Here is a 21,068-nt window from a genome sequence, read left to right as displayed (position 1 = left end):
CCGGTGCAGTATATCGTGGACCTGTATTTCCACCCCATCGCCGAACTCGGCGTGAATGGCCTCTAGCCCTGCCGGCGTTCCGTCTTGGATTCGCGCCATTGTTGCGATCGACGCGCCCCGGCCGATCCGCTCGAACCGCTTTAGTGTGTTCTCGAAAGCATCGTTTTTCTAGACGCGCACCATTGCGGACATATGGTAGGGCATCCGCCGTCTCACCGACGGCCTCAACAGGCGGCGCGGGATAGGCGCTATTCGGCAGGAGGTTTCAATGCAGATTGCAGTTCTGACGTTCGATGGCTTCAACGAGCTGGATTCGTTCGTCGCTGCCGCAATCCTGAACCGTCTAAAGGCGAAGGGCTGGGCGGCGCATATCACATCCCCAACAGAGCAAGTCACGTCGATGAACGGCGTCACCATTTCCCGCCAGCGCCCGATTGAATTCGCGGCCGAAGCTGACGCCGTGCTGATAGGCAGCGGGATTAAGACGCGCGAGATTGCCGCCGACACCGAACTTCTGTCACGCTTCAAGCTCGATCCCTCGCGCCAGCTCATCGCCGCGCAATGCTCGGGCACACTCCTTCTCGCCAAGCTCGGCCTGATCGGCGGTTTGCCAGCCTGCACGGACCTGACCACAAAGCCGTGGGTCATCGAGGCGGGCGTGAAGGTGCTCGATGCGCCATTCGTGGCGCATGGGAATGTGGCGACTGCTGGCGGGTGCCTCGCGTCGCAATACCTAGTGACGTGGATGATCGCGCGCGGGGCCTCGCTGCGCGATGCCGAAGAGGCCATGCACTACGTCGCGCCGGTTGGTGAGAAGGCGCTATATGTCGATCGGGCGATTGCGGCCGTCTCGCCGTTCCTCAGTGCCGATCGGTCGCTCGCGGCCTGACGCGGCGATCGGATCAACCTTGGGCTGGGAGCTGCACTCGCTTTACACCACGGCCGTCTTTCCCGAGGCCGTCGCATGGGCGCTGTGATGCTTCAGGGCACCGGCTCCGATGTTGGCAAGTCGGTCCTCGTCGCCGGGCTATGCCGCGTCCTTGCCAATCGCGGACTAGCGGTTCGGCCCTTCAAGCCGCAAAACATGTCCAACAACGCTGCGGTAACGATCGATGGCGGCGAGATTGGTCGTGCCCAGGCCACACAGGCGATCGCGTGCCGGGTCGAACCAACGGCCGATATGAACCCCGTGTTGTTGAAGCCCCAAGCCGACCGGACTGCCCAACTCATCGTCCACGGGAAAGTGCGAGGCACACTCGCGGCCGGCAATTTTCGCGAAGCCCGCGCCGCTCTGTTGGACGATGTGCTGGCGAGCTATCGGCGTCTGCGCGCGCAATGCGATATCGTGGTGGTCGAGGGTGCCGGTTCCCCCGCCGAAATCAATCTGCGCGCAGGCGATATCGCCAATATGGGTTTCGCCCGCGCGGCTTCCGTGCCGGTCATCCTGGTTGGCGACATCGATCGCGGCGGGGTGATCGCGGCAATCGTCGGCACGCGCGCGGTGATCGATCCCGAAGACGCGGCGATGATCCACGGATTCCTCATCAACAAGTTTCGCGGTGATCCCGCGCTTTTCGAGGACGGTTATCGCGACATCTCGCGCCTGTCGGGCTGGCGCGGCTTGGGCGTGGTGCCCTGGCTCGCCGATTGTGCGCGGCTGCCAAGTGAGGATGCGGTCGTGCTGGAAAAGCAGGGCGCGCTCACCTCCGACAGATTGCTGATCGCCTGCCCCATCACGCCGCGTATCTCCAATTTCGACGATCTCGATCCACTCAAGCTCGAACCGGGCATAGAACTGGCGATGATCCCGCCAGGCCAACCGATCCCGGCCGAGGCTGCTTTGATCGTGCTGCCGGGTTCCAAGGCGACGATCGCCGATCTCGCCGCGATCCGGCGCGAAGGCTGGGATATTGATATCCTCGCCCATCGCCGTCGTGGCGGCGCGGTGCTGGGCCTGTGCGGCGGCTATCAGATGCTCGGCAAGCGGATCGCGGACCCGTACGGCATCGAGGGGCCACCCGCGGACGTGGCGGGCCTCGGGCTGCTCGATGTCGAAACTGTGCTCGCAGGCGACAAGGCGCTGCGGCGGGTTTCGGGCGAGGCGCTGGGCGAGCGCTGCGAGGGATATGAGATACACATCGGCACGACCTTCGGCTCCGACACGGCGCGCCCGCTCGTGCACCTCGATGATGGGCGGAGTGATGGTGCGATGAGCGCCGACGGCCTGGTCTCGGGCACCTACCTTCACGGGCTGCTGGCGGACACACGGCAACGCGCGGCATGGGCCGCGCGGCTTGGCGGCAAGGGTGGGGGCGTCGATTATCACGCCTCGGTTGATGCTGCGCTTGATGGCCTTGCCGCCGAACTCGAACGGCATATCGATATCGATGCGATACTCGCCCTTTCAGCCTAGCAGACCAAGGCCAACAGCAGCCTCGCTTCGCTTCTAGCTGGCACCGGCATAGGCCGGTTCGGCAATCCGGCCGGCCTTGTCGTCCAGCTCGGCGCGCGCGAGTCGGACCCCAATGCCGACCTTGCTCAACGTGTGGGGGATCGGCGGGCTGAACTTGGAGACGCCGACCGAGATGGTCTCGATCGCGGGGAATTGGCGGAGCAGGCCGATCGCGACCGCCTCGCCAAGCGCTTCGAGCGTCTGATATTTGGCCTCGCCCGCGAGCGCCACGACCGCATCCACCACGCCGTCATAGCGGATCGACCCGCTCAACTTGTCATCCCGATGGGTCGTCGTCGGCGCCAGCGTCGCTTCCACATCGAAGCTGAATTTCTGCCCGAGGCTGCGTTCTTCCTCGAACAGACCGTGATAGCCGTAGGTCTGCAAGGCGGTGATCTGGATGGTGGTCAACATAGCGGTCCGTCGCTTGAAGGTGGATCGGATTTCCCGATTGCCCAGGCGCGGGGCTCGACCGCTCGCGCTTCCCGATGGTGCTCCATCTCAATCGCCAGTCGCGCGAACGCGGTTTACTAGCGCGCCGCAACAAGCCTCTCAACTGCAATGGTGTCGGCCGCTCTTGCCGACTTTGTGGCTGGCGTGGCATCAACGGCCCATGACGAAGCCGACTCTGAGCCTTAGCGCGGTCTGGTGGCGCTCCCTTTAGGGCGCGGCATGTCGTCATATTTGCGACCATCGCCGCCGTGCTCGGGGCGATGGTTGAATCAGCAAAACGTCACCTGTCACGGCGGTCCCGTCTCCGACGCCACGGCGGATATGGAGCCCGCCGATCACGCGAATGGGCTGGAAACCGCCGCGCGCCTGTGCGCGTGCATCATGGATACGGAGGCGGTCGGCGCCGCCCTCGCGCCGTGGGCCGGAACCCGCTCAACCGGCCAAATAGGCATTGATGTATGCTAGGCGGGGATATGGCTGAAAACGATCTGATGGCCGATCCCGGCATAGTGGCGACGTGGATAAAAGGTTGGACCACCGCCCGCGAGACGCCGGCCCCCGTCGGATCTTTGTTCAGGCGTTCTAGGCCTCAGCCTATGCGGCCTATCGGCAATGAATTAAGCACATGCACGTCCTACTCGATCACATTCCCCATCATTTGCGGGCGTGTTGGAACAGCCGGCGGCACGCTCCCGAAAAGGAAGGGTGCCTGCCTCTGAACCGGGTGCGTCCTGTTCGCGGTCCTGGCCGCACGTATTGAACACTGATCCTTGGGCCTTTCGTCGCGCGCCATACCCATCGCGGCGATGGTCGGGGCAGGCAGGGAAGCCCGACAATGGAAACCGTGCCCGAACGCACTATATGCTTCATACGGCCCGCTGCTCTGCCCCCGAGCAACGAGGCCAACCACCCCCGGCGGCGGCCATCCCCCCCTTGCGCTACCGCCGGGGGACCATATTTGGTCCACCGTAGTCGACCGCGACTATGCGAGCTCGAGAAACGAGTTCGCCGCCGCGCAGCGGAAAAAGGGGCCGCTGAACGGCCCCCTTCCCTGCCCGCCATAGTCGCTTTCGACTATGCGGGATCTGGCGCGCGCGCCGCGCTCGTCAACCGCGCCCCGTGACAAAGAACATCAACAGCGAGCCCGCGCCGGCCAGGATGAAAAACCAAGCTCCGATCCGGCCGAACCTCTCAAGGGTCCGGATCAGCAGCGAATGGCCGTAGGAGCTGAACTCCTGAACGCCCGCCATATTGCGCCGCTTGAACGCGCGCTTGTTGGTCCAGAAGATGATGGCGACGCCGATCGCCAGAAACACAAGACCCATAACCAAACGCATGGGTTATCCCTTCCTGCCGTAGTCTTGGCGGCTCGCTGCACTCCCGAATCTCTCGGAAGCTGATGCGTCTAACGCCGCACCTGTCCAGCAACCCCGCCATATCCGGGTCCAGCAATGCCACAGCATCATGGACCCGTATGTCCGCGTGCCGATGATCGTAGCCGCGTAGTTCCTCGCCATCGTGAACCGGATGCGCGAATAGCTCGGTAACGCCGCCAGGCAGCGCCGGGCCGGCCTCTAGCAGCACGTCCCGCGTTCGCCTCGGCACAGTGAGCGAAGGCTTGCCGGCCATGGTCAGAGCATCGCCGCCTGTGCCGGAGCGGGCGGATAGACTCGCGTCACGAGCAGGCTACCCTTGGGCAATGCGCGAAGCACGTCGTGCGCCGGAACATCCGGATCGAGCCAGCCGGACCACTGATCGCGGGGGAGCGGTATGACCTGGCGACTGTGGTAGGGAGCGACATCCTCCCCCGGCTCGGTCGTCAGCATGGTGAAGGCTTCGCCGATCTCGGTATGCTCCCGCCAGATGCCGGCGATGCAAAACCAGGGATGATCGCGCAGCGTGAACAGCCACTTTGTCTTGCGCTTCTGGCCGGGCTGCTCGGGCCTCGTATGCTCGTAGAATCCGTCCGCCAGGATCAGGCAGCGATGCGAAGTGAAGTCCCGGCCCTCCGACCGAAAATTATACACCGGCTTGCCGTTCGGGCCCGGCCAGCTCCAGCGCCGGTTGACCAGTTCTCCCGCGCCGCGTGTTCCTTCGACACTCCGCACGATCGGGGCGGTATCGCTGATCCTGATGTCCTCGCGGGCCGCAACGTTCGGCGTGCCCTCGGGCGTGCTGATCTTGATCTTGAGGTTGTCGAAATCCTCGACGATCGAAGCGATGTCGACCTCCAGCCGGTAATCGTTACACATTCGCCCTCCTGTCGCAGCCGCTGCTTGCCGTTAGCCATCGTTCCCTGTATGTTCCGGCCATGGACTCAAAGCCCCTCCCTTTCGATTCGGATGCTCCACTTGGGGCACGCCGTGCCATCATCCGGCGCAATCCCGAGACGATGCAAGAAATCGAGATGCTTGAGGCGACCTGGGGTTCCAATCCCCGGTTCAGCGACGGCACGCCATTCCGCTTCGTGCGTTCCGAAGGCCGCACATTTCCAAGCCAACGCTGCCTGATTCCGGCCTCGGAATTCCAGATGACGGTCGGCGACAAGCGGTATCGCGTTACTCTCGACGGCGGCAACTTCTTCTATCTCGCCGGCATCTGGGAGCCTGCGATGGGCGAATGGCCGCTCTGCTACCGAATCGTCACGGTGCCTGCGAATCCCGAGATTGCCCGCTACCAGGAGCGGCATGGCGCGATCATCCACCGACGCCAGGTGATGCAATGGCTCGACCATCAGATGCCCGAAATTGATCTTCTCGAGGCACCGCCTGCACGAACCTTCCTCATCAAAGAGATAATGGACGGCCCGCGTCAGGCCGCGCTGGCGCTATGAGCGGCGCTGCTTTTTGACACTCCTGCATCGCGCAGTTCGGGAATGGGCATGTCGATCTAGTAGTGCCCAGATTGAATTTTCATATCCCGACGCGTGCCGGCGGAATGCTCACGACGCGAGGTCAGCCTGGGGCTACGGTGTCGAACATTCCGATTGATCTTCCCGCAGGGTGCGCGCGCTGCTCCCGGGTGCTAGTCGTCGCCTATGGCCAGGTTCACGAACAAGCGCATCCTGATTACCGGCGGCACCAGTGGTATGGGGCTCGCTGGCGCCAAGCGCATCGTCGCCGAGGGCGGCGCAGTCATAGTCACCGGCCTGGACGCATCGCGAATCAGCGGAACTCGCAGATGCTTGGGCGAGAGCGGACAGGTTCTCTTCAACGACGCGGCTGATCCCGCTTCGCCGGACGCGTTGGCGGATGCGGTACGATCAGACGGTGGACTGGATGGTCTGTGGCTGAACGCTGGCTATGCCGCCCTCGGTGCGCCTGAAGAGATGGAGGCTAGCGCGTTTGACCGGATGATGGCGGCGAACGTCCGAGGGCCGATGCTCCAGCTCGCAAGCCTGTCGTCCCTTCTCAGCGCCGGCGGTTCGGTCGTGGTCACGTCTTCCTCATCCACCTACGAAGGAGCGGCTTCAACCAGCCTCTATGCCGCCACCAAGGGCGCCATCGTTGCGATGGCGCGATCGTGGGCCACGGCGCTCGCGCCGCGCGGAATCCGCGTCAATGTTTTGGTGCCTGGGCCAATCGAGACAAATTTCCGCCATTTCCTGCCGGAAGAAGCCAAGCGGGGCTTTGAACAATTCGTCATCGGGCAGGTGCCGCTTGGACGCGCTGGAACCGCTGCTGAGGCGGCAGCGGTGGCCCTTTTCCTTCTGTCTGACGATGCCTCTTATGTCACCGGAAGCCAGTATGCGGTCGACGGCGGATTAGTGATGCAGTAGCGCCCACTCGCGCCCCACTAGCCGTCATGAATCAGCGACCCGATTACCGGGATAGCGAACGCGAGGCACCCAAATGCAGGAGCATCTCCACGATCCCAAGTTCGACGAGCACCCGGGCTCGTACACCGAAAAGGATCCCGAGGATTGGGTGTCTGGCAACGGTCGCATGACCGGCCCGCAGGCCGACGTTGTGCGAAGAGGCACAGGTCGAGCCACCGTCCCGCGATCTGAGCAAAGCGGACGCATCCAAGCTGTTGATGACCTCAAGGCAAAACTCGGCCGCTAGGGCGGCGATCGGCGGCAAAGCCAACCGACCACATCGCCGCTAGCCAAGACGCGATAAGGCATCCGCCGATCCGCTCCCGACGCTTAGCCGACCGCGCTCTCGTGGTCCGAACGCGTCGGAATGCGTGACTGAACCTTGTCCTGCTTGGTGACGCGCGTCGGTTCGGGATCGCCGCCCAGCGCCGTCTTTTCCTCATCCTCGCTGCCGATATCGATTGCCAGCGTACCGCCGCTGCTGCCCGACTGGGATGGCGTGCTGGGTTCAGCATTGAGGTCGCCATCGTCGCGTCCGCTGCCTGCCAAGTTCTTACCGGGCATCCTGATTCTCCTGCTATCTCGATTAGCGTTCACAACACCGGCACGGCGATTGCGATCCCGCCTGAGGGATGAGCCGTAGCAGCGGCTCGGCGCGCCGCAGCGAGCCGATGGAAACCAGAGCGCGCGTCAAGGGTTCTCGAAGACGGGGCAATGAAGGAGTCGAACAATGCCCCAGGGCGACAAGAGCAGCTACACCGACAAGCAAAAGCGCAAGGCCGAGCATATCGAGGAAGGATATGAAAAGCGCGGCACGCCCAAGAAGGAAGCGGAGAGCCGCGCCTGGGCGACGGTCAACAAGGAATCCGGCGGCGGCAACAAGTCGGGATCGGGTCGCGGCAAGAAGGACACGCACGTCTCATCATCGCGCGGCGGACGCGCTCACAAGTCCGGCTCGGCCGAACAGCGCTCGGCGGCCGCCCGCAAGGGGTGGGAGACGCGGCGGAGGAACGCTGGCGGCAAGTGAACCCACCGCAGGCGTGACTCGATCGATTCCCTGTCGCCATAGCCTCGTTCACAAAGCTCAGGCGCATGCGCCTCGGGCTACCTCGTCAGTGAGACCGACCGTATCGGCCCGGAAACGGGCATGTCGTGGCAGGCTATCGCTTGTCCCGAACCAGGCGATGCGACTTTGTACCCAGATATGGAATCCCGGCGCGACCGCCTCCGGCCACTCGAGCGTCGCGATCGTGAAATCGATCGTATCCGGCTGGTGGGTGACCCGCATGGTGAGCGGCGTCCCGCAGGCGCCGCAGAATCCGCGTTCGCCAAACTCCGAGGACAGGCGGACAAAAGGCTCGCCGCTGGTGACGTGATAGTCTGCCAGCGGGACGGTCGCGAACGCCATGACCGGCGCCCCGCTCATCAGCTGACAGATGCGACAGTGGCAGTATCCGGCATCGAATGGGGGCGACAGCAAATCATAATGGATCGCGCCGCAGGCACAGCGGCCGGTCAGCGGGAGGGCATCTTCGCAGATATCGTCAGTTGTCACCGGCCCGCTCCTGTTCGTGCCAATGCTCGGTAAGGACGCCCGACGCGCCGGCAACGGGATCGTGGTTCGGGATTGCGAGGGCGTGCATATGGCGGCGCGTCTCGGCCGACGGCGCATCTCGGCGGATGTCCCACCCCTGACCTTGCGGATAGGCCCCGACCACGAGAAAGTCGTCACTGACATCGAGGCGGCGATGCCCGGTGCCGACGGGCAGAACGAGCGCATCGCCGGCGCTGACGGCAATCTTGCGGCCCCCGGGGCCGCCGAGCATCAGCGTCCCCGAGCCTGCGGCGATGCCGAGCGCCTCATGCGCGGTCGAATGGTAATGATGGTAGTCATAGACGGTGTCGCGCCACTGTGGCGGCCAACCATGATCGGCGAACATCTTTTCGAATTGCTGCGCCGCTTTGTCACCCTCGGTATGGACCACGCCACGATAAACGAGAACCGGCAGCCGATCATTGTTCGGCACCCAGCCATTCTCATGGAGGAGGAACTGCTCGGTCTCCATCATAAGTGCTCCTGCGCTGCGATCTTTCGTCGGCGCTTTTGTTTCGCCTCGCCAAGCTCGATCCACACCGGCGCATGGTCGCTGGTCTTCTCCCAGCCTCGCGCCCGCGTGTCGACCTCCGCTGCGACAAGCCTGGCAGCGGCTGCCGGGTTGAGCAGAAAATGGTCGATGCGCAGGCCCGCGTTCCGCTCGAACGCGCCGCGCCAATATTTCCAGAAGGTGTAGATCGTGTCGCGGGGATGGAGATGCCGGATGGCGTCGGTCCAGCCCTGGTCGAGGAGCCGCTGCCAGGCCGCCCTAACCTCTGGCGCGAACAGCGCGTCTTCGCGCCACCGCTCGGGGGCATAGACGTCGATGTCGGTCGGCATCACGTTGTAGTCGCCCGCGACGATCACCGGCGCGTCAAGATCGATCAGCGTTCCCAGATGCTCGTGCAGCCGGTCGAACCAGCGCAGCTTGAAGTCGAATTTGGAGCCAGGACGCGGATTGCCATTCGGAAGATAGAGCCCGGCGATCAGCACGCCGCCCACCGCCGCTTCGATATAGCGGCTTTGCACGTCGTCGGGGTCGCCAGGCAGGCCGCGCCGGGTCTCGTGGATTTCGCCGACGCGGCTCAGCAGCGCGACGCCGTTCCAGCGGCTCTGGCCGTGCCAGATTGCCTGATAGCCGGCGGCGCGGATCGCATGCTCTGGGAAATTCTCCTGCGGCGCCTTCAACTCCTGCAAACAAACGATGTCGGGCTCCGCGAGGTTGAGCCATCGCAGCAGCACTGGCAACCGGCCATTGACGCCGTTCACATTGTATGTGGCGATCTTCACAGGTCCGGGAGTTCCTGGTCGGCGCGTCCCCAAGCTGACAACGCTCTGGACCTTGCCCGCTTCAACAATTCCTTCGCGTCGCCGACATGGAAATGCGAGGGCTTGTCGATCGTTTCCATTTCCTTCCATGTGATGGGCGCCGCGACCGGCGCGCCCTCGCGCGACCGCGCGCTGTAAGGCATCACCGCCGTCGCGCCGCGCTGGTTCCTCAGATAGTCGACGAAGATGCGGCCCTTGCGCTGCGCCTTGGGCAGAGCGGCGGTGAAATGCGCGGGGTCCGACTGCGCCACCGCCTGGGCAAGCCGGTGTGCGAAGTCCTTGACCTCGGGCCATTCGGCGCGGGGCGTGAGCGGCGCGATGACATGGACGCCCTTGCCGCCGGTCAGCATCGGGAAGGTCTCCAGGCCTATCGATTTCAGAATGTCGCGGAAATGGAAGGCCGCGGTTCTCACATTCTCGAAATCCAGACCCTCGTCCGGATCGAGATCGAACACCAGCCTATCGGCCTTCTCGACATCCTCGCCCACATTTCCCAAGTAAGGCGCTGATTTCGCTGTCCTGACCATTATATTTCCTATATAAAACATGGTGTTGAAGGCTGCGAGGGGCGCGTTTCATGGATCACCCAGAGGGTGCGGGCTTGCAACGGGCAGATCGGGTGGATTTCGACCCTCGCGTGCGGCTGGAATTTCGCGGCACGCAGCTCAGTTCCGACGGCGGCCTTCTGGTGATGCGCGAGCTTGATGACGCGCTCGGGTTGTCCGATTTGGCGTCAGCGGCGCTGCGCGATACTCGCTCTGGCAAGAACACGGTCCATCGGCTCGACGGCCTGTTCCGGCAATCAGTCTTTGGGCGGCTGGCCGGATACGAGGATGTCAACGACGCCAACCGTCTCGCCTGCGATCCGGTCATGCGCCAAGTTGTCGGCGGCAGAGCGGTCGATGCACAAGCGGCCTCGGCATCGCAGATGGGACGGTTCGAGACCGAGACGCTGGCTCTGGCCGGGAACCGTGCCGCGCTGGCCGACCTGAACGGGCAATGGATCGACCGGTTCCATGACCGTAACGGGCTGAAGTACATCGTTCTGGACATGGACAGCTCGGTCAGCCCGACCCATGGCGACCAGGAAGGGTCCGCCTGGAATGGCCATTTCGACTGTAGCTGCTATCACCCCAACTTTCTGTTCAACCAGTTCGGGATGCTGGAACGCTGCGCCCTGCGCCATGGCAACGTCCACAGCGCCGATGGCTGGCGTGATGTTCTCGACCCCGTCATTGCGCGCTACGCGGAGCGCGACCTTGGTGGCAGGTTCTTCCGGGCCGATGCTGCCTACGCGATCCCGGCGATCTATGAGCGATTGGAAGAAGCGCGGTTCTTCTACGCCATCCGGCTGCCCGCAAACGCGGTCCTCAAGGACAAGATCGCGCATCGGCTAACGCGCCCTGTCGGGCGGCCGTCACTGACCAAGGTCAAGCGGTTCTTCGAGGAATTCGAGTATCAGGCGGCGTCCTGGGACAAGGAACGCCGGGTGATCGCCAAGATCGAATGGCATCCGGGCGAACTGTTCCCGCGTGTCGGCTTCATCGTCACCAACCTGCCGATGGAGCCGGACTGGGTGGTGCGGTTCTACAACCAGCGCGGCACCGCCGAGCAGCACATCAAAGAGGGCAAATACGCCTTTCGCTGGACGCGGCTGTCGTGCCGGAAGTTCCGCGACAATGAGGTGCGGCTGCAACTGCACGCCCTGGCGTACAACCTGGCCACCTTCTTGCGCTGCATCGAGCTGCCCGAGGCCATGGCCGACTGGTCGTTGACCAGCCTGCAACTGAAGCTGATCAAGATCGGGGCACGTGTGGTCCGTCACGCCCGCACCATCACCTTCCAGCTGGCCGAGGTCGCTGTCACCGGCACGATGGTACGCGCCATCCTCGCCGCTATCCGCCGATTGCGAGCGCCACCGCTATGCGCATGATCGCGATCCACGCTCAAACTGAACGAAAGCGGCTGGACAGATCTGTCCGCTGCGCTGAAAAACGCCGCCCCTGGGCAAGGAAACAGCGGCTTCGCGGTCTGATCCGTCCAGATCCAGCAGTCTGCGCGACCGCAGGTGCCGCTTGCGGCAGAAAATCCTTGTCTAGCGCTCGGATACAGGCGATCTTCACCTCAAACGCCACGCCACTTGGGGAATGCAGGATGACATGAATCAGACCCGCCGAGGCGTTGCGGCCGAACAGCGTGCCCTGTGGCCCGCGCAACACCTCGATGCGATCGACCGCGCCCAGCTCGGTCAGCGCCATGCCGGTGCGCGGCCGGTAGACGCCATCCACGAAAACGGACACCGAGCTTTCGAGGCCCGGATTGTCCCCCACCGTGCCGACACCCCGAATTCGCGCCTGCGCCGCCGCGGCTTCCGACTGGGTCGAGGAAACGAGCAGCGACGGAGCCAGCTGGGTGAGTGCCCGCAGGTCGGTGACGCCGGAATTGCGCAAGGCATCGCCGTTGACCACCGAGACCGCCATCGGCACCGCCGCCAGCGTCGCGCTGCGGCGCATCGACGTCACCACGATGTCGCCCGGATCGGATACCGGGGTATCCGCCCCTCGATGCGCGCGCCCCAACCATGGAATTCAATCGTGCCCATCTGGACGCAGGTCATCAGCCCTTCGGGCGTGTCGATGTAGAGGTAGGGCTCCTCGTGGCCGTCTTTCTCCATGATCCGGATGTGGTGGACGGCATCGCCGAAGCTGCCGGCATCATGCTTCTGGAAGAAGCATTTCCTGGCGCGACCCTGCGGGCAGCGCACCAGGCTGATCGGCCGCGAGCCGGTCCAGGGCAGCATGATCGGGGCCACCGCGTCATAATAGTCGGCAAGCTGTCCCTTGGTGATGTTGCTCTCGGGATAGATGACGCGCTCTCGATTGCTTATCTTCACCAGCGACGATGCCGGCGCGGTCGCTTCCTCGACCGGCGCTTCGGTCTCGAGCACGACCGCTTCGGGCTTCTTGTCCTCGCGCAAGCCGAGATAGCTCGGATGCCGAAGCGTGCCTTCGTTGGTCATCTCGGTATAGGCGATCTCGGCGACCAGCGTTGGCTTCAGCCAGTGCGCGCCGCGGACCTCGGCGCGCGGCGCCTTCAGGGTCGGATCCGTCTGCTCGAGCGGCTTCATGATCTCCATCAGCCGGAACAGCTCGGCCGTGTCGAAGCCAGTCCCGACCTTGCCGGCATAGCGAAGCTCACCCTTGTCGTGGACGCCGAGGATCAACGAGCGGAACGAGCGCGATTTGTCCGATGGGGTCCAGCCGACGATCACGAATTCCTGGCGCTTGATGCACTTGGTCTTCAGCCAGCCACCCGAGCGCGCGCCGACATATTTGCCGGTTACGAGCTTGGAGACAACGCCTTCGAGACCGGCGGCGCAGAAGCTGCTGAGCAGCTTCTCGCCGCTGCCGACGATATGATCCGAAAAGCGGATCCGGTTCTTGGACCTCTGCAGGATCGCCCGAAGCTTTGCCTTGCGGTCGACAAGCGGGAGGCCCGTCAGGTCCTCGCCGTCCAGCTCGAGCAGATCGAATGCATAATAGTCGATGTTGCCCGGCGCGCCCTTGAGCGCGCCTTGCAGCGCCTGGAAGCTCGATCGCCCTTCGGCATCGAGCACCACCGCCTCGCCATCGATCAGCGCCGAGCCGACTTTGAGCTTGAGCGCGTCCGCGAGGATGCCCGCGAAGCGATCCGACCAGTCGAGCCCCGAGCGCGTATAGGCGCGCGCCTCGCCACCACCGATCGCGACCAGGGTCCGGTAACCGTCATATTTCATCTCGTGCAGCCAACGGTCGCCCGAGGGAACGACGTCAACGAGCCGCGCGAGCTGGAGGGGCCGGAATGGAGGTGGGCCGGCGCGAGCGACGGATCGGGCTGTCGTTCGACCGCCGCGATCCGCAGCTCCCTGGCGCGCAATTGAAGTGAGCGTTCTTCCCATCACTCCAAGACTCGATTCGACCGCCAATCGTTCCCCTTTGTCGACGACGCAGAAACTCTCCGGAATCGAGGACGTTGAAGCTGCGGCAACAAGGAGGCCGAAATGGCAGACGACAAGACAGTTCGAGCGCCCCAGGACAGCGCGCGCATTGCCATGGGTGAGGATTACGAAGTCGAATATTGGACCGAAAGGTTCGGCATCAGCCGCGAGAAACTTCAGGAAGCCGTCGAAACGGTCGGCAACAGCGCTACCGCGGTAGAAAAATATCTCAATCGTTAGAATGTGCGTCGACGATCGATGCAGGACGGAGCCAGCACCGATCGTCGTCGCCGGCATGGAAGACCCTGTTAAATTGACTTGCCATCGGCTATGACCTCATGGGGGAGCCGAGCAAGTTATGGCGTTTACGATAGCCTTTGCCTTTGTACCTATTGGCTTACTCGTGCTTTGGCGCCGCCAAAGGAAGAATGCCGCCGGCATCATGAAGAAAATCGACGAAGCCTTGGCCAACGCACGTCAAGAGCAAGATCCGGACCGGAGTTTTGATATCGTCCGGGCCAAGCACGAGACGCGGCATTAATGCCGGTGGCTTCGAGACACGATTAGGAAAAGCCCCCACCGCATCAGGTTCGACAGGGCCTGCTTCCCTGTTTGCCATCGCCGGAACGCTATGCGCCCCAGGTCGCAAACAATCCGATCGCCGCAAGCGTCATAACAGCGGTCGCTGTCCAGCCGACGATCTTCAGTCCAAAGGGAAGCCTGAAATCCCCCATGGCGGGACCGTGGCTCGACAGATGCATCATCAGGGCCATGACCGGAACGGCGACGACCCCATTGATAACCGCGCTCCAGAAAAGCGCCTTGATCGGATCGATAGGGCTGACATTCAGCACCACCCCGAGGAGCGTTGCGATGGCGATGGCGGCGTAAAACGCCTTCGCGCGGCCTGGCCGGCGCGCTAGGCCCACATGCCATCCGAATGTCTCGCCCAGGGCATAGGCAGAGGACCCAGCCAGCACCGGCAATGCCAGGAGCCCTGTGCCGATAATGCCCACCGCGAAGACGAGAGAGGCAAAGCGACCGGCGATCGGCCGAAGCGCCTCCGCGGCTTCTGAGGAGGTCTGGATGTCCGTCACGCCCTTGGCATGCAGCGTCGCGGCGACGGTCACGATGATGAACAGGGCGACCGCGTTCGAGAGCGCCATCCCGACAAAGGTGTCGATCCGAATCCGCCTGAATTCTACATCGGCCTCCTGCGGAGCACGCTCCAGGGGCTTCGCATGGCTGCGCTCCCGAACTTCGTCGACCTCCTCCTCGGCTTGCCAGAAGAACAGATACGGGCTGATCGTCGTGCCGAGGATCGCCACAACCGCGGTCATATAGCTCGCGGATAACGTGATGTTCGGAACGACCAGACTATGCGCGACGGTGGTCCAGGGAACATGCACGACAAAGGCGACGCCGACATAGGCGAAGAGCGAGAGCGTCAGCCATTTCAGAATGGAGACGTAGCGGGAATATTGCGAGAAGACCTCCAGCAGCACGGTGACCAGCCCGAAGCCCGCCACATATACGAGTGCCGGCCCGCCGATGAGGAGCTTGAGCGCGGCGCCCATTGCGCCGAGATCGGCGCCGATGTTGATGATGTTCGCGATCACCAGCAACGCCACGATGCCGTAGCCGACCCCGGCGGGATAATGTCGCCTCAGATTACCCGCGATACCTCGGCCGGTAACGCGCCCGATGCGCGCGGCAATCTCCTGGATCGCGCACATTAGCGGCCAGCTGAAGAGCATTACCCAGCTCAGGCCGTAACCGAATTGCGCACCCACCTGGGAATAGGTTGCGATGCCACTCGGATCGTCGTCCGACGCCCCGGTTATGAGACCAGGACCCAATACCTTCAGCAGCTTGGGTCGCTCGGGTTTTTCTATACTGGCGTCAGCGCTGAAAGAGTCCAAGTCCCGTCCTTTAATCTGGTGGCCTCCGCCACGAATAAACGGTTCAGCGCAGCGCCCAACTTAGAAGGACGGCTCAGCCATCAGGGTCAAGAGCGATTTTTGCCAGGGAATATCCAGATACCCATCCGTCAGCCAGAAGTTCAATCCAGCTGGTCCACGTTCCCCTGAACTAGTGCGGTTCGCCACGGAAAGCGCCGTGCGCGCGAAGGATCGCAAGCGCTTCTTCCACGCGGCCGCCACACTGGATGACAAGCACCGCGCGCCCGGCCTTGAGGTGGTTTTCAGCAGCTTTGGCCTGCGCTTCGGAAATCCCAAAACCGATCAGGGAACCCGCCACGCCGCCCAACGCGCTGCCCGCGATCACCCCCGTCAGAGTTGCGGCCAGCGGACCCGCTGCGATCATCGGGCCGATCCCAGGCACCGCGAGCACACCGATTTCCGCCAGCAGACCGCCCAGGCCGCCAGCAGTCGCTCCGATGCCGGCCCCGCGCTCCCCGCCCGCCTCAATGGCCTCATCGACGTTGTCGTCGCGCGGTTTGTTTACGTCTTGGTCGGTCGGAGACTGTATGAACAGGCTTATATCGCTGGCCGAAAAGCCGGCGGCGGCGAGAGCGGCGATCGCAGCTTCAGCCTTCTGTCGCGACGGAAGGATGGCGATCTCGCTGACCCGCCGTGGTTCCTGGCTCGCCTCGTTCATCCATCTCTCTCCCATCAAGGGAGGACGTTAGAATGCTTCGATCATCGAGGCCACTCATTCGATCGACGCATCGGGATCCTCGACGATCAGCGCATAGCTTTTGGTGCCGTCAGGTGCGCCCGACCAGTCGAGCGCCGGGCGAGACATTGCCATGCTCCTTCGCAAACCGTTCGGGCAAGTTCCCGCCATTGGGGAAACTGCGACGAAGCGCTCGAGCACGGTTCCATTCGTGGCTCGGGCGCTACCGCATGCTGTCCGATATGATCGGAGGAATAGGGCAATTGCCCATTAGCTCAGTGACTGCCTGGGCCAATCAGTCGACCGTACGCAATCTCGTCGGCAGAGGTCGCCCCGCTGCTTGAGAACGGGGTAAGCGGATGCCTCGATGAGATGGCTGCTGATGCGCTTGATATCGCGGAGCGCGTCGAGATGAAGCGCGCTGGTTTCAACCGTCTCGACATTGCCAGAGCGCAGCCGTTCGAAATGGGCGGCAGTTGCTTCCTCATCGATACGCCGGAACGCCTGCTTCTCAGACGCAAGTTCGCGCGCCGCCTTTGGATCACCGCTCAGAAATACGGTGGTCGAGCTTCGCAGCGTCGTCAGCAGGCGATCGATCTGCGAAATGAGGTCGGCCGTGCCTTCAGCCGAGAAAGCAACTCCGCGCCGGAGCTGGCGGCTGGCGATGCCAAGCAGCCCGCGGTCGATCAGGTCGCCGGCCTGCTCGAGATTGATCGAGAAGGTCAGGATGCGCGCGAGCCTTCGACCGCCCTCGTCGTCGAGGCTGCCGGCATCGATCGCGAGCAGATTCTCTTTGATAGCGCGGTTGAGATGATCGAGCCGATCGTCGAGCGTGCGTGTCTCGGCGATGTGCCGGCGGTCGGGACGCGCGAGTGCCTGCCTGAGGCCAAGCAGCATCTGTTCGAGTATATCGGCGAGACGCAACGCCTCGCGGGTTGCGCCGCCAAGCGCGCTCGCGGGCGAGTGCCCCTCTCCTACCGGTTCGAGATAGCGCGGCGCATCGGGGGATCCCTCGTCGGGCCGTGCGGGAAGCATGCGCTCCAGCAGCCGGGCGAAGGGACCGAGCAGCGGGAAGAAGAACAATGCGAGCGCCATATTCAGGCCAGTGTGGAAATTGGCGATCGCCCGCGCCGGGTTGGCCTCGATGCCCGTTACGAGCGGAGGGATCAGCGGAAAGACCGCCAATACCAGAGCGACGCCAATGAAGCGGTTGATCAGGTTGCCCACGGGTAGCCGGCGGGCGGCGGGATCGCGTGCCGTGCCTTCGAGCACCGGATTGATCGCCGAGCCCAGATTGGCGCCAAGCGCCAGCGCGATCCCGGCGGGCACGGAGAGCACGCCTTCCGTGGTGAATGAGATGGCCAGCAGCACAACGGCCACGCTCGAATGCGCTGCCCAGGTCATCAGTGCGCCAAGCACGACCAGAAACACGATGTGGCCGGAGAGTGCGGTCAGAAAGGCGCGCGTCATAGGATTGGCAGCGACAGGCTCGAGCACCACCAGGAACTCGTGGAGCGCGAACAGGATGAGACCGAGACCGATGAATACCCGGCCGAAGTCTCGCCAGCCGGCTTGTGCTCGGCGGAACAGCAGATAGCCGACGAGCACGAGGATCGGTGCGATGCGCGCGACGTCGAAGGCGAGAAGCTGGACGATCAGCGTCGTGCCGACATTGGCGCCGAGCATCACAGCGAGGCCTTGGATCAGTCCGACCAGCCCCTCGGCCGCGAAGCCCGTGACCATGAGACCTGTGGCGGTGCTGCTCTGGAGGAGCGCGGTGACGCCGAGGCCGGCGAGGAAGGCGCGGAAACGATCGCCGAGATGATGCGCGAGTAGCGAACGGAGCTTTGCGCCCAGCGCGCGCTGCACGCCGGTGCGCACCATGTGAACGCCCCAGAGCAGCAGCGCCGCGATGCCCCCAAGATCGAGAAGGGTCAGCGAAATGCTCGTCGGTTCGACTCCTGTTTCCAACCGCCACTATAGTAGCCACGATCGCAGGATGCGACTTCGCCATTCGGTCAGGTTAGGCCCAGCCGTCGCGACGGGTCGACCAGGCGCCCGGCTCACAGGTCCAGCGGCCCCGTGCCGAAAAAGGTCGGTCTTGGCAGATGTCGCGCCTGACGCATGAGACCCGCGCGGCCTCGTCAATAGTCAGGCAGTTCCCCCATGTAGGAAATCTACCTCGCCTGATTCACGTCCTCGAAATAGGTTTGAGGTGGAATTCTTACTCGTCCCCACTTTGAGGTCGGGAGGACTGCGTAGCCCGAACCTCGCAGCATCGAAGTCGACCGAGGAGATTGCCATTGTCCATCGCTCTGATCGGCGCCTCTGGAGCCGCCGGTTCCCGTATCCTGAAGGAACTTTCCGATCGCGGCCACGCGATTACCGCTATCGCCCGTCACCCCGAAAAGATCGCTGATCTGCCGAATGTCACCGCACGGCGTGGCGATGTGAACCGCCCCGGGATTGCCGGAGGCCATTCGGGTTAAATTACGCGGCGATGGGAGTGTCGTCCAGCATGGCGTAGTAGCGCTCCTCCGCTTCGGCAGGCGGTATATTGCCAATGGGCGCGAGGAGCCGGCGGTTGTTGAACCAGTCTACCCATTCGAGCGTGGCGTATTCAACGGCCTCAAAGGATCGCCATGGACCTCGTCGGTGGATCACCTCTGCCTTGTAAAGGCCGTTGATTGTCTCGGCCAAAGCGTTGTCGTAGCTGTCGCCTACACTGCCCACCGATGGCTCGATCCCAGCTTCGGCAAGGCGCTCGGTATACTTGATCGAGACGTATTGGCTGCCGCGGTCGCTGTGGTGGATCAGACCGCCGCGATGGACAGGACGCCGATCGTGGATCGCCTGTTCGAGGGCATCCAGCACGAAGCTGGCGTGCGCCGTCCTGCTCACCCGCCAGCCTACGATGTAGCGGGCATAGACGTCGATCACGAAGGCCACGTAGACGAACCCCGACCACGTCGCGACGTATGTGAAGTCCGAGACCCACAGCATGTTCGGCGCCGGCGCATGAAACTGCCGGCTCACCTGATCGAGTGGGCAAGGCACCGCCTTGTCGCTGATCGTCGTGCGCACTGGCTTGCCACGGATTACGCCCTGCAGGCCAAGATCGCGCATCAGCCGCTCCACTGTGCATCGGGCGATATCGAAGCCTTCGCGCCGCATCTGCCGCCACACTTTGCGCACGCCGTAGACGCCGAAGTTCTCGGCGAAGACGCGCACCACCTCCGGCTTCAACATCTGATCACGCTGAGCACGCGACGATAGCCGCGAGGGATCGCGCCGCTGCGCCAGATGTTCATGGTAGGTGGATGGGGCGATCGGCAGAACCCGGCAGATCGGCTCGACCCCATAATCACTGCGATGCTCGTCAATGAACGCGATCATCGCTTGAACGGGCGGTCGAGCTCCGCCTGGGCAAAATACGCAGATGCCTTGCGCAGGATCTCGTTGGCCTGACGCAACTCGCGGTTCTCACGCTCCAGCGCCTTGAGCCTGTCAGCTACATCGGTGGGCAACCCGGCCCGCTTGCCGCTGTTCACCTCCGCCTTCTTCACCCACTCCAGCAGCGTGTGTCCCGAACAGCCGATCTTCTCGGCAATCGATGTGATCGCCGCCCAGCGGGACGGATGGGCACCTTCGTGATCCAGCACCATGCGGACAGCCCGCTCTCGAACCTCAGGTGCAAACTTGTTCGTCGTCTTGCTCATCGTAGACCCTTCCTCTCAGGAGTTAGGGCCTCCGGCAATCCCGGGGCGGTTCAATGTGCTCGACAAGGCGGGGCTGGTCGAACTGCTGAGAGGCCACGACACGGTAGTGAGCTCGGTCCATTTCACGGCGAGCGATCCCCACATCCTGATCGATGCGGTCAAGGCAGCCGGGGTGAAGCGATACCTTGTGGTCGGAGGCGCCGGCAGCCTCGAGGTGAAGCCGGGCATCGGCCTGATCGACACCCCGGACTTCCCAGAGGCGTATAAGGCCGAAGCGGGCGGTGGCGCAGCCTTTCTCGATCTGCTGCGTCAGGAACAGGATCTCGATTGGACCTTCCTGTCACCATCCTTGCAGTTCTTGCCCGGCGAGCGGACGGGCAAATTTCGTCTTGGCAAGGATGAGTTGCTATCCACCGAGAAGGGGAGCGTGATTTCGTTCGAGGATTACGCGGTCGCTCTGGTGGATGAGATCGAGAATCCAGCGCATCGCCGCCAGCGCTTCACCGTCGGCTATTGAGAGGAGGTTCGCCGCCCATGCCCAATACTACCCCGCTCGCGCTCAGCCCCGAGATTTCAGCGCTGGTTAACGGCGCTCTGGATGCTGGTCAGCCATTGCTTCTGGCCGTCGTCGATGCCGGCCACAAACCCGTTCTGTCGTTTCGGGGCAGCACGGTTGTGTTCAGCGATACCCAGCTCAGCTTCTGGGCGCGTAACGCCGAGGGCGGAACGCTTGAGGCGATCAGGCAGAACCCGCACGTCGCCTTGGCGTATCGTTCGCCGACGGTGCCGGTTCTCCAGTTCATCGGGCGAGCGCGGATCAGCGATGACCCGGCCGAGCGCGATCGCGCGTTCGATCTGTCCAATGAGAAGGAGCGCGAGCGTGACCCGGAGCGGAAAGGCCGGGCGGTGATCATCGACCTCGATCAGGTCACTGGCGTGCTCGGATTCGAGAACGGCGCCCCGATTTTTTGCAATATGGCGCGGACCTGACGAGCAGGTCCGGTCTGCGCCGACGGATCCATTAGCTGCCGTGTGACCTGAGACCGCTCGGACGGGCTCGCCGGGACATTGGCGAGGAGATTGCGGACGGC

The 21,068-nt window shown here is 63.4% G+C and carries 25 protein-coding genes, 2 pseudogenes, 1 riboswitch and 1 other annotated feature; of the genes and pseudogenes, 12 read left to right on the top strand and 15 right to left on the bottom strand.

All coding sequences use genetic code 11. The annotated features are described in order from the left end of the window. The first annotated feature begins 268 nt into the window (after nucleotides 1-268). Nucleotides 269-889 (top strand): DJ-1/PfpI family protein, encoded by a 621-nt coding sequence (locus K426_RS10960; RefSeq protein ID WP_066556846.1) that lies wholly within the window; start codon nucleotides 269-271, stop codon nucleotides 887-889. A 75-nt stretch (nucleotides 890-964) separates the two neighbouring features. After that, entirely contained in the window at nucleotides 965-2,413 is a 1,449-nt protein-coding gene (locus K426_RS10955; protein ID WP_066556842.1) for a cobyric acid synthase, read from the top strand. 33 nt (nucleotides 2,414-2,446) lie between these two features. Here the strand turns inward: K426_RS10955 and folB are convergent, their stop codons facing one another. From folB to K426_RS10935, 3 genes are all read right to left on the bottom strand, one after another. Next, entirely contained in the window at nucleotides 2,447-2,866 is a 420-nt protein-coding gene (gene folB / locus K426_RS10950) for a dihydroneopterin aldolase (RefSeq protein ID WP_066556840.1), read from the bottom strand. A 32-nt stretch (nucleotides 2,867-2,898) separates the two neighbouring features. Then, nucleotides 2,899-2,978: riboswitch (ZMP/ZTP riboswitch) on the bottom strand. A 1,033-nt stretch (nucleotides 2,979-4,011) separates the two neighbouring features. Continuing rightward, nucleotides 4,012-4,242 carry a molybdenum ABC transporter permease gene (locus K426_RS10940; protein WP_145907278.1) on the bottom strand — a complete coding sequence of 77 codons (231 nt, stop codon included), beginning with the start codon at nucleotides 4,240-4,242 and terminating at the stop codon, nucleotides 4,012-4,014. Nucleotides 4,243-4,536: 294 nt separating this feature from the next. Continuing rightward, nucleotides 4,537-5,157, bottom strand: coding sequence for an SOS response-associated peptidase (locus K426_RS10935; protein WP_066556828.1), 621 nt, complete (start codon nucleotides 5,155-5,157; stop codon nucleotides 4,537-4,539). Nucleotides 5,158-5,312: 155 nt separating this feature from the next. Here K426_RS10935 and K426_RS10930 point away from each other — a divergent pair, with 155 nt between their 5' ends. The 3 genes from K426_RS10930 (at nucleotide 5,313) to K426_RS33065 (ending at nucleotide 6,969) form a co-directional block, all read left to right on the top strand. Then, nucleotides 5,313-5,738: an SOS response-associated peptidase family protein gene (locus K426_RS10930; RefSeq protein WP_066561673.1), complete on the top strand. Its 426-nt coding sequence runs from the start codon at nucleotides 5,313-5,315 to the stop codon at nucleotides 5,736-5,738. Nucleotides 5,739-5,942: 204 nt separating this feature from the next. Beyond that, complete coding sequence (locus tag K426_RS10925; RefSeq protein ID WP_066556825.1) at nucleotides 5,943-6,683, top strand: SDR family oxidoreductase; 741 nt, start codon at nucleotides 5,943-5,945, stop codon at nucleotides 6,681-6,683. Between the two features lie 73 nt (nucleotides 6,684-6,756). Beyond that, the gene (locus tag K426_RS33065) at nucleotides 6,757-6,969 is read left to right on the top strand and encodes a DUF3072 domain-containing protein (RefSeq protein ID WP_237364985.1); all 213 of its coding nucleotides are present in this window, start codon (nucleotides 6,757-6,759) and stop codon (nucleotides 6,967-6,969) included. A gap of 83 nt (nucleotides 6,970-7,052) precedes the next feature. Here K426_RS33065 and K426_RS10915 read toward each other — a convergent pair whose 3' ends face one another. Next, a complete protein-coding gene (locus tag K426_RS10915; protein ID WP_066556821.1) occupies nucleotides 7,053-7,286 on the bottom strand; it encodes a hypothetical protein in 234 nt (77 codons plus the stop codon). Nucleotides 7,287-7,452: 166 nt separating this feature from the next. On the opposite strand from K426_RS10915, the gene K426_RS10910 reads away from it, so the two are divergent. Then, nucleotides 7,453-7,749 carry a plasmid stabilization protein gene (locus tag K426_RS10910; RefSeq protein ID WP_066556817.1) on the top strand — a complete coding sequence of 99 codons (297 nt, stop codon included), beginning with the start codon at nucleotides 7,453-7,455 and terminating at the stop codon, nucleotides 7,747-7,749. Nucleotides 7,750-7,806: 57 nt separating this feature from the next. Here K426_RS10910 and K426_RS10905 read toward each other — a convergent pair whose 3' ends face one another. From K426_RS10905 to ligD (K426_RS10890), 4 genes and pseudogenes are all read right to left on the bottom strand, one after another. Then, nucleotides 7,807-8,277 (bottom strand): GFA family protein, encoded by a 471-nt coding sequence (locus tag K426_RS10905; RefSeq protein WP_197672812.1) that lies wholly within the window; start codon nucleotides 8,275-8,277, stop codon nucleotides 7,807-7,809. Further along, nucleotides 8,267-8,791: a cupin gene (locus K426_RS10900; protein ID WP_145907274.1), complete on the bottom strand. Its 525-nt coding sequence runs from the start codon at nucleotides 8,789-8,791 to the stop codon at nucleotides 8,267-8,269. Before K426_RS10900 ends, K426_RS10905 begins: the two co-directional genes overlap by 11 nt. After that, the gene (gene xth / locus K426_RS10895) at nucleotides 8,788-9,606 is read right to left on the bottom strand and encodes an exodeoxyribonuclease III (RefSeq protein ID WP_066556814.1); all 819 of its coding nucleotides are present in this window, start codon (nucleotides 9,604-9,606) and stop codon (nucleotides 8,788-8,790) included. The genes K426_RS10900 and xth overlap by 4 nt, the downstream gene beginning before the upstream one ends. Beyond that, nucleotides 9,603-10,127 (bottom strand): annotated as a pseudogene (ligD, locus tag K426_RS10890) (non-homologous end-joining DNA ligase LigD); the annotation flags it as partial. The pseudogene ligD (K426_RS10890) and the gene xth, both read right to left, overlap by 4 nt. A gap of 95 nt (nucleotides 10,128-10,222) precedes the next feature. Here ligD (K426_RS10890) and K426_RS10885 point away from each other — a divergent pair. Beyond that, nucleotides 10,223-11,578 (top strand): IS1380-like element IS1247 family transposase, encoded by a 1,356-nt coding sequence (locus K426_RS10885; RefSeq protein ID WP_006473457.1) that lies wholly within the window; start codon nucleotides 10,223-10,225, stop codon nucleotides 11,576-11,578. A gap of 208 nt (nucleotides 11,579-11,786) precedes the next feature. Here the strand turns inward: K426_RS10885 and K426_RS32515 are convergent. Then, nucleotides 11,787-12,233, bottom strand: a pseudogene (locus tag K426_RS32515) (TonB-dependent receptor plug domain-containing protein); the annotation flags it as partial. After that, nucleotides 12,164-13,582: a DNA ligase D gene (ligD, locus tag K426_RS10875; RefSeq protein ID WP_082748566.1), complete on the bottom strand. Its 1,419-nt coding sequence runs from the start codon at nucleotides 13,580-13,582 to the stop codon at nucleotides 12,164-12,166. The pseudogene K426_RS32515 and the gene ligD (K426_RS10875), both read right to left, overlap by 70 nt. Nucleotides 13,583-13,684: 102 nt before the next feature. Here ligD (K426_RS10875) and K426_RS30295 point away from each other — a divergent pair, with 102 nt between their 5' ends. Further along, nucleotides 13,685-13,861 (top strand): DUF3606 domain-containing protein, encoded by a 177-nt coding sequence (locus tag K426_RS30295; RefSeq protein WP_082748565.1) that lies wholly within the window; start codon nucleotides 13,685-13,687, stop codon nucleotides 13,859-13,861. A gap of 118 nt (nucleotides 13,862-13,979) precedes the next feature. Next, entirely contained in the window at nucleotides 13,980-14,162 is a 183-nt protein-coding gene (locus K426_RS10870) for a hypothetical protein (protein ID WP_066556810.1), read from the top strand. Nucleotides 14,163-14,250: 88 nt separating this feature from the next. Here K426_RS10870 and K426_RS10865 read toward each other — a convergent pair whose 3' ends face one another. The 4 genes from K426_RS10865 to K426_RS10855 form a co-directional block, all read right to left on the bottom strand. After that, nucleotides 14,251-15,543 (bottom strand): NRAMP family divalent metal transporter, encoded by a 1,293-nt coding sequence (locus K426_RS10865; RefSeq protein ID WP_066556809.1) that lies wholly within the window; start codon nucleotides 15,541-15,543, stop codon nucleotides 14,251-14,253. A gap of 169 nt (nucleotides 15,544-15,712) precedes the next feature. After that, nucleotides 15,713-16,240 (bottom strand): hypothetical protein, encoded by a 528-nt coding sequence (locus K426_RS10860; protein WP_066556808.1) that lies wholly within the window; start codon nucleotides 16,238-16,240, stop codon nucleotides 15,713-15,715. Nucleotides 16,241-16,294: 54 nt separating this feature from the next. Then, complete coding sequence (locus tag K426_RS30290; RefSeq protein WP_236036272.1) at nucleotides 16,295-16,387, bottom strand: hypothetical protein; 93 nt, start codon at nucleotides 16,385-16,387, stop codon at nucleotides 16,295-16,297. Nucleotides 16,388-16,528: 141 nt separating this feature from the next. After that, entirely contained in the window at nucleotides 16,529-18,229 is a 1,701-nt protein-coding gene (locus tag K426_RS10855) for a Na/Pi cotransporter family protein (RefSeq protein WP_197672699.1), read from the bottom strand. Nucleotides 18,230-18,561: 332 nt separating this feature from the next. Here K426_RS10855 and K426_RS32510 point away from each other — a divergent pair, with 332 nt between their 5' ends. Beyond that, a complete protein-coding gene (locus K426_RS32510) occupies nucleotides 18,562-18,747 on the top strand; it encodes an NAD(P)H-binding protein (RefSeq protein WP_066556805.1) in 186 nt (61 codons plus the stop codon). 1 nt (nucleotide 18,748) lies between these two features. Here the strand turns inward: K426_RS32510 and K426_RS10845 are convergent. Next, nucleotides 18,749-19,977 (bottom strand): IS3 family transposase gene (locus K426_RS10845; RefSeq protein WP_145907272.1). Its coding sequence is split into 2 segments (ribosomal slippage): nucleotides 18,749-19,689 and nucleotides 19,689-19,977, totalling 1,230 coding nucleotides; the frame shifts between segments, so codons are not numbered across the junction. Beyond that, nucleotides 19,580-19,696: a sequence feature (AL1L pseudoknot), on the bottom strand. (Overlaps the previous gene by 117 nt.) Nucleotides 19,978-20,032: 55 nt before the next feature. Between K426_RS10845 and K426_RS10835 the strand changes: the two genes are divergently transcribed. Beyond that, the gene (locus K426_RS10835; RefSeq protein WP_237229769.1) at nucleotides 20,033-20,494 is read left to right on the top strand and encodes an NAD(P)-dependent oxidoreductase; all 462 of its coding nucleotides are present in this window, start codon (nucleotides 20,033-20,035) and stop codon (nucleotides 20,492-20,494) included. Nucleotides 20,495-20,511: 17 nt separating this feature from the next. After that, entirely contained in the window at nucleotides 20,512-20,967 is a 456-nt protein-coding gene (locus K426_RS10830) for a pyridoxamine 5'-phosphate oxidase family protein (protein WP_066556797.1), read from the top strand. The last annotated feature ends 101 nt before the right edge of the window (nucleotides 20,968-21,068 follow it).

This window comes from Sphingobium sp. TKS (genome assembly GCF_001563265.1).
Lineage (GTDB): Bacteria > Pseudomonadota > Alphaproteobacteria > Sphingomonadales > Sphingomonadaceae > Sphingobium.
The sequence above is the reverse complement of the archived record's forward strand: the minus strand, read 5'-3'. Positions and strand labels throughout refer to the sequence as shown.

What these genes read in the sequence shown, in the direction of transcription:
- K426_RS10885 (WP_006473457.1), top strand. Translation starts at nt 10,223, where the DNA reads ATGGATCACCCAGAGGGTGCGGGCTTGCAACGGGCAGATCGGGTGGAT.
- K426_RS30295 (WP_082748565.1), top strand. Translation starts at nt 13,685, where the DNA reads ATGGCAGACGACAAGACAGTTCGAGCGCCCCAGGACAGCGCGCGCATT.
- K426_RS10960 (WP_066556846.1), top strand. Translation starts at nt 269, where the DNA reads ATGCAGATTGCAGTTCTGACGTTCGATGGCTTCAACGAGCTGGATTCG.
- K426_RS10910 (WP_066556817.1), top strand. Translation starts at nt 7,453, where the DNA reads ATGCCCCAGGGCGACAAGAGCAGCTACACCGACAAGCAAAAGCGCAAG.
- K426_RS33065 (WP_237364985.1), top strand. Translation starts at nt 6,757, where the DNA reads ATGCAGGAGCATCTCCACGATCCCAAGTTCGACGAGCACCCGGGCTCG.
- folB (WP_066556840.1), bottom strand. Translation starts at nt 2,866, where the DNA reads ATGTTGACCACCATCCAGATCACCGCCTTGCAGACCTACGGCTATCAC.
- K426_RS10915 (WP_066556821.1), bottom strand. Translation starts at nt 7,286, where the DNA reads ATGCCCGGTAAGAACTTGGCAGGCAGCGGACGCGACGATGGCGACCTC.
- ligD (WP_082748566.1), bottom strand. Translation starts at nt 13,582, where the DNA reads ATGGGAAGAACGCTCACTTCAATTGCGCGCCAGGGAGCTGCGGATCGC.
- K426_RS10925 (WP_066556825.1), top strand. Translation starts at nt 5,943, where the DNA reads ATGGCCAGGTTCACGAACAAGCGCATCCTGATTACCGGCGGCACCAGT.
- K426_RS10930 (WP_066561673.1), top strand. Translation starts at nt 5,313, where the DNA reads ATGCTTGAGGCGACCTGGGGTTCCAATCCCCGGTTCAGCGACGGCACG.
- K426_RS10935 (WP_066556828.1), bottom strand. Translation starts at nt 5,157, where the DNA reads ATGTGTAACGATTACCGGCTGGAGGTCGACATCGCTTCGATCGTCGAG.
- K426_RS10955 (WP_066556842.1), top strand. Translation starts at nt 965, where the DNA reads ATGGGCGCTGTGATGCTTCAGGGCACCGGCTCCGATGTTGGCAAGTCG.
- K426_RS10870 (WP_066556810.1), top strand. Translation starts at nt 13,980, where the DNA reads ATGGCGTTTACGATAGCCTTTGCCTTTGTACCTATTGGCTTACTCGTG.
- K426_RS30290 (WP_236036272.1), bottom strand. Translation starts at nt 16,387, where the DNA reads ATGTCTCGCCCGGCGCTCGACTGGTCGGGCGCACCTGACGGCACCAAA.
- K426_RS10860 (WP_066556808.1), bottom strand. Translation starts at nt 16,240, where the DNA reads ATGAACGAGGCGAGCCAGGAACCACGGCGGGTCAGCGAGATCGCCATC.
- K426_RS10940 (WP_145907278.1), bottom strand. Translation starts at nt 4,242, where the DNA reads ATGCGTTTGGTTATGGGTCTTGTGTTTCTGGCGATCGGCGTCGCCATC.
- K426_RS10900 (WP_145907274.1), bottom strand. Translation starts at nt 8,791, where the DNA reads ATGATGGAGACCGAGCAGTTCCTCCTCCATGAGAATGGCTGGGTGCCG.
- K426_RS10830 (WP_066556797.1), top strand. Translation starts at nt 20,512, where the DNA reads ATGCCCAATACTACCCCGCTCGCGCTCAGCCCCGAGATTTCAGCGCTG.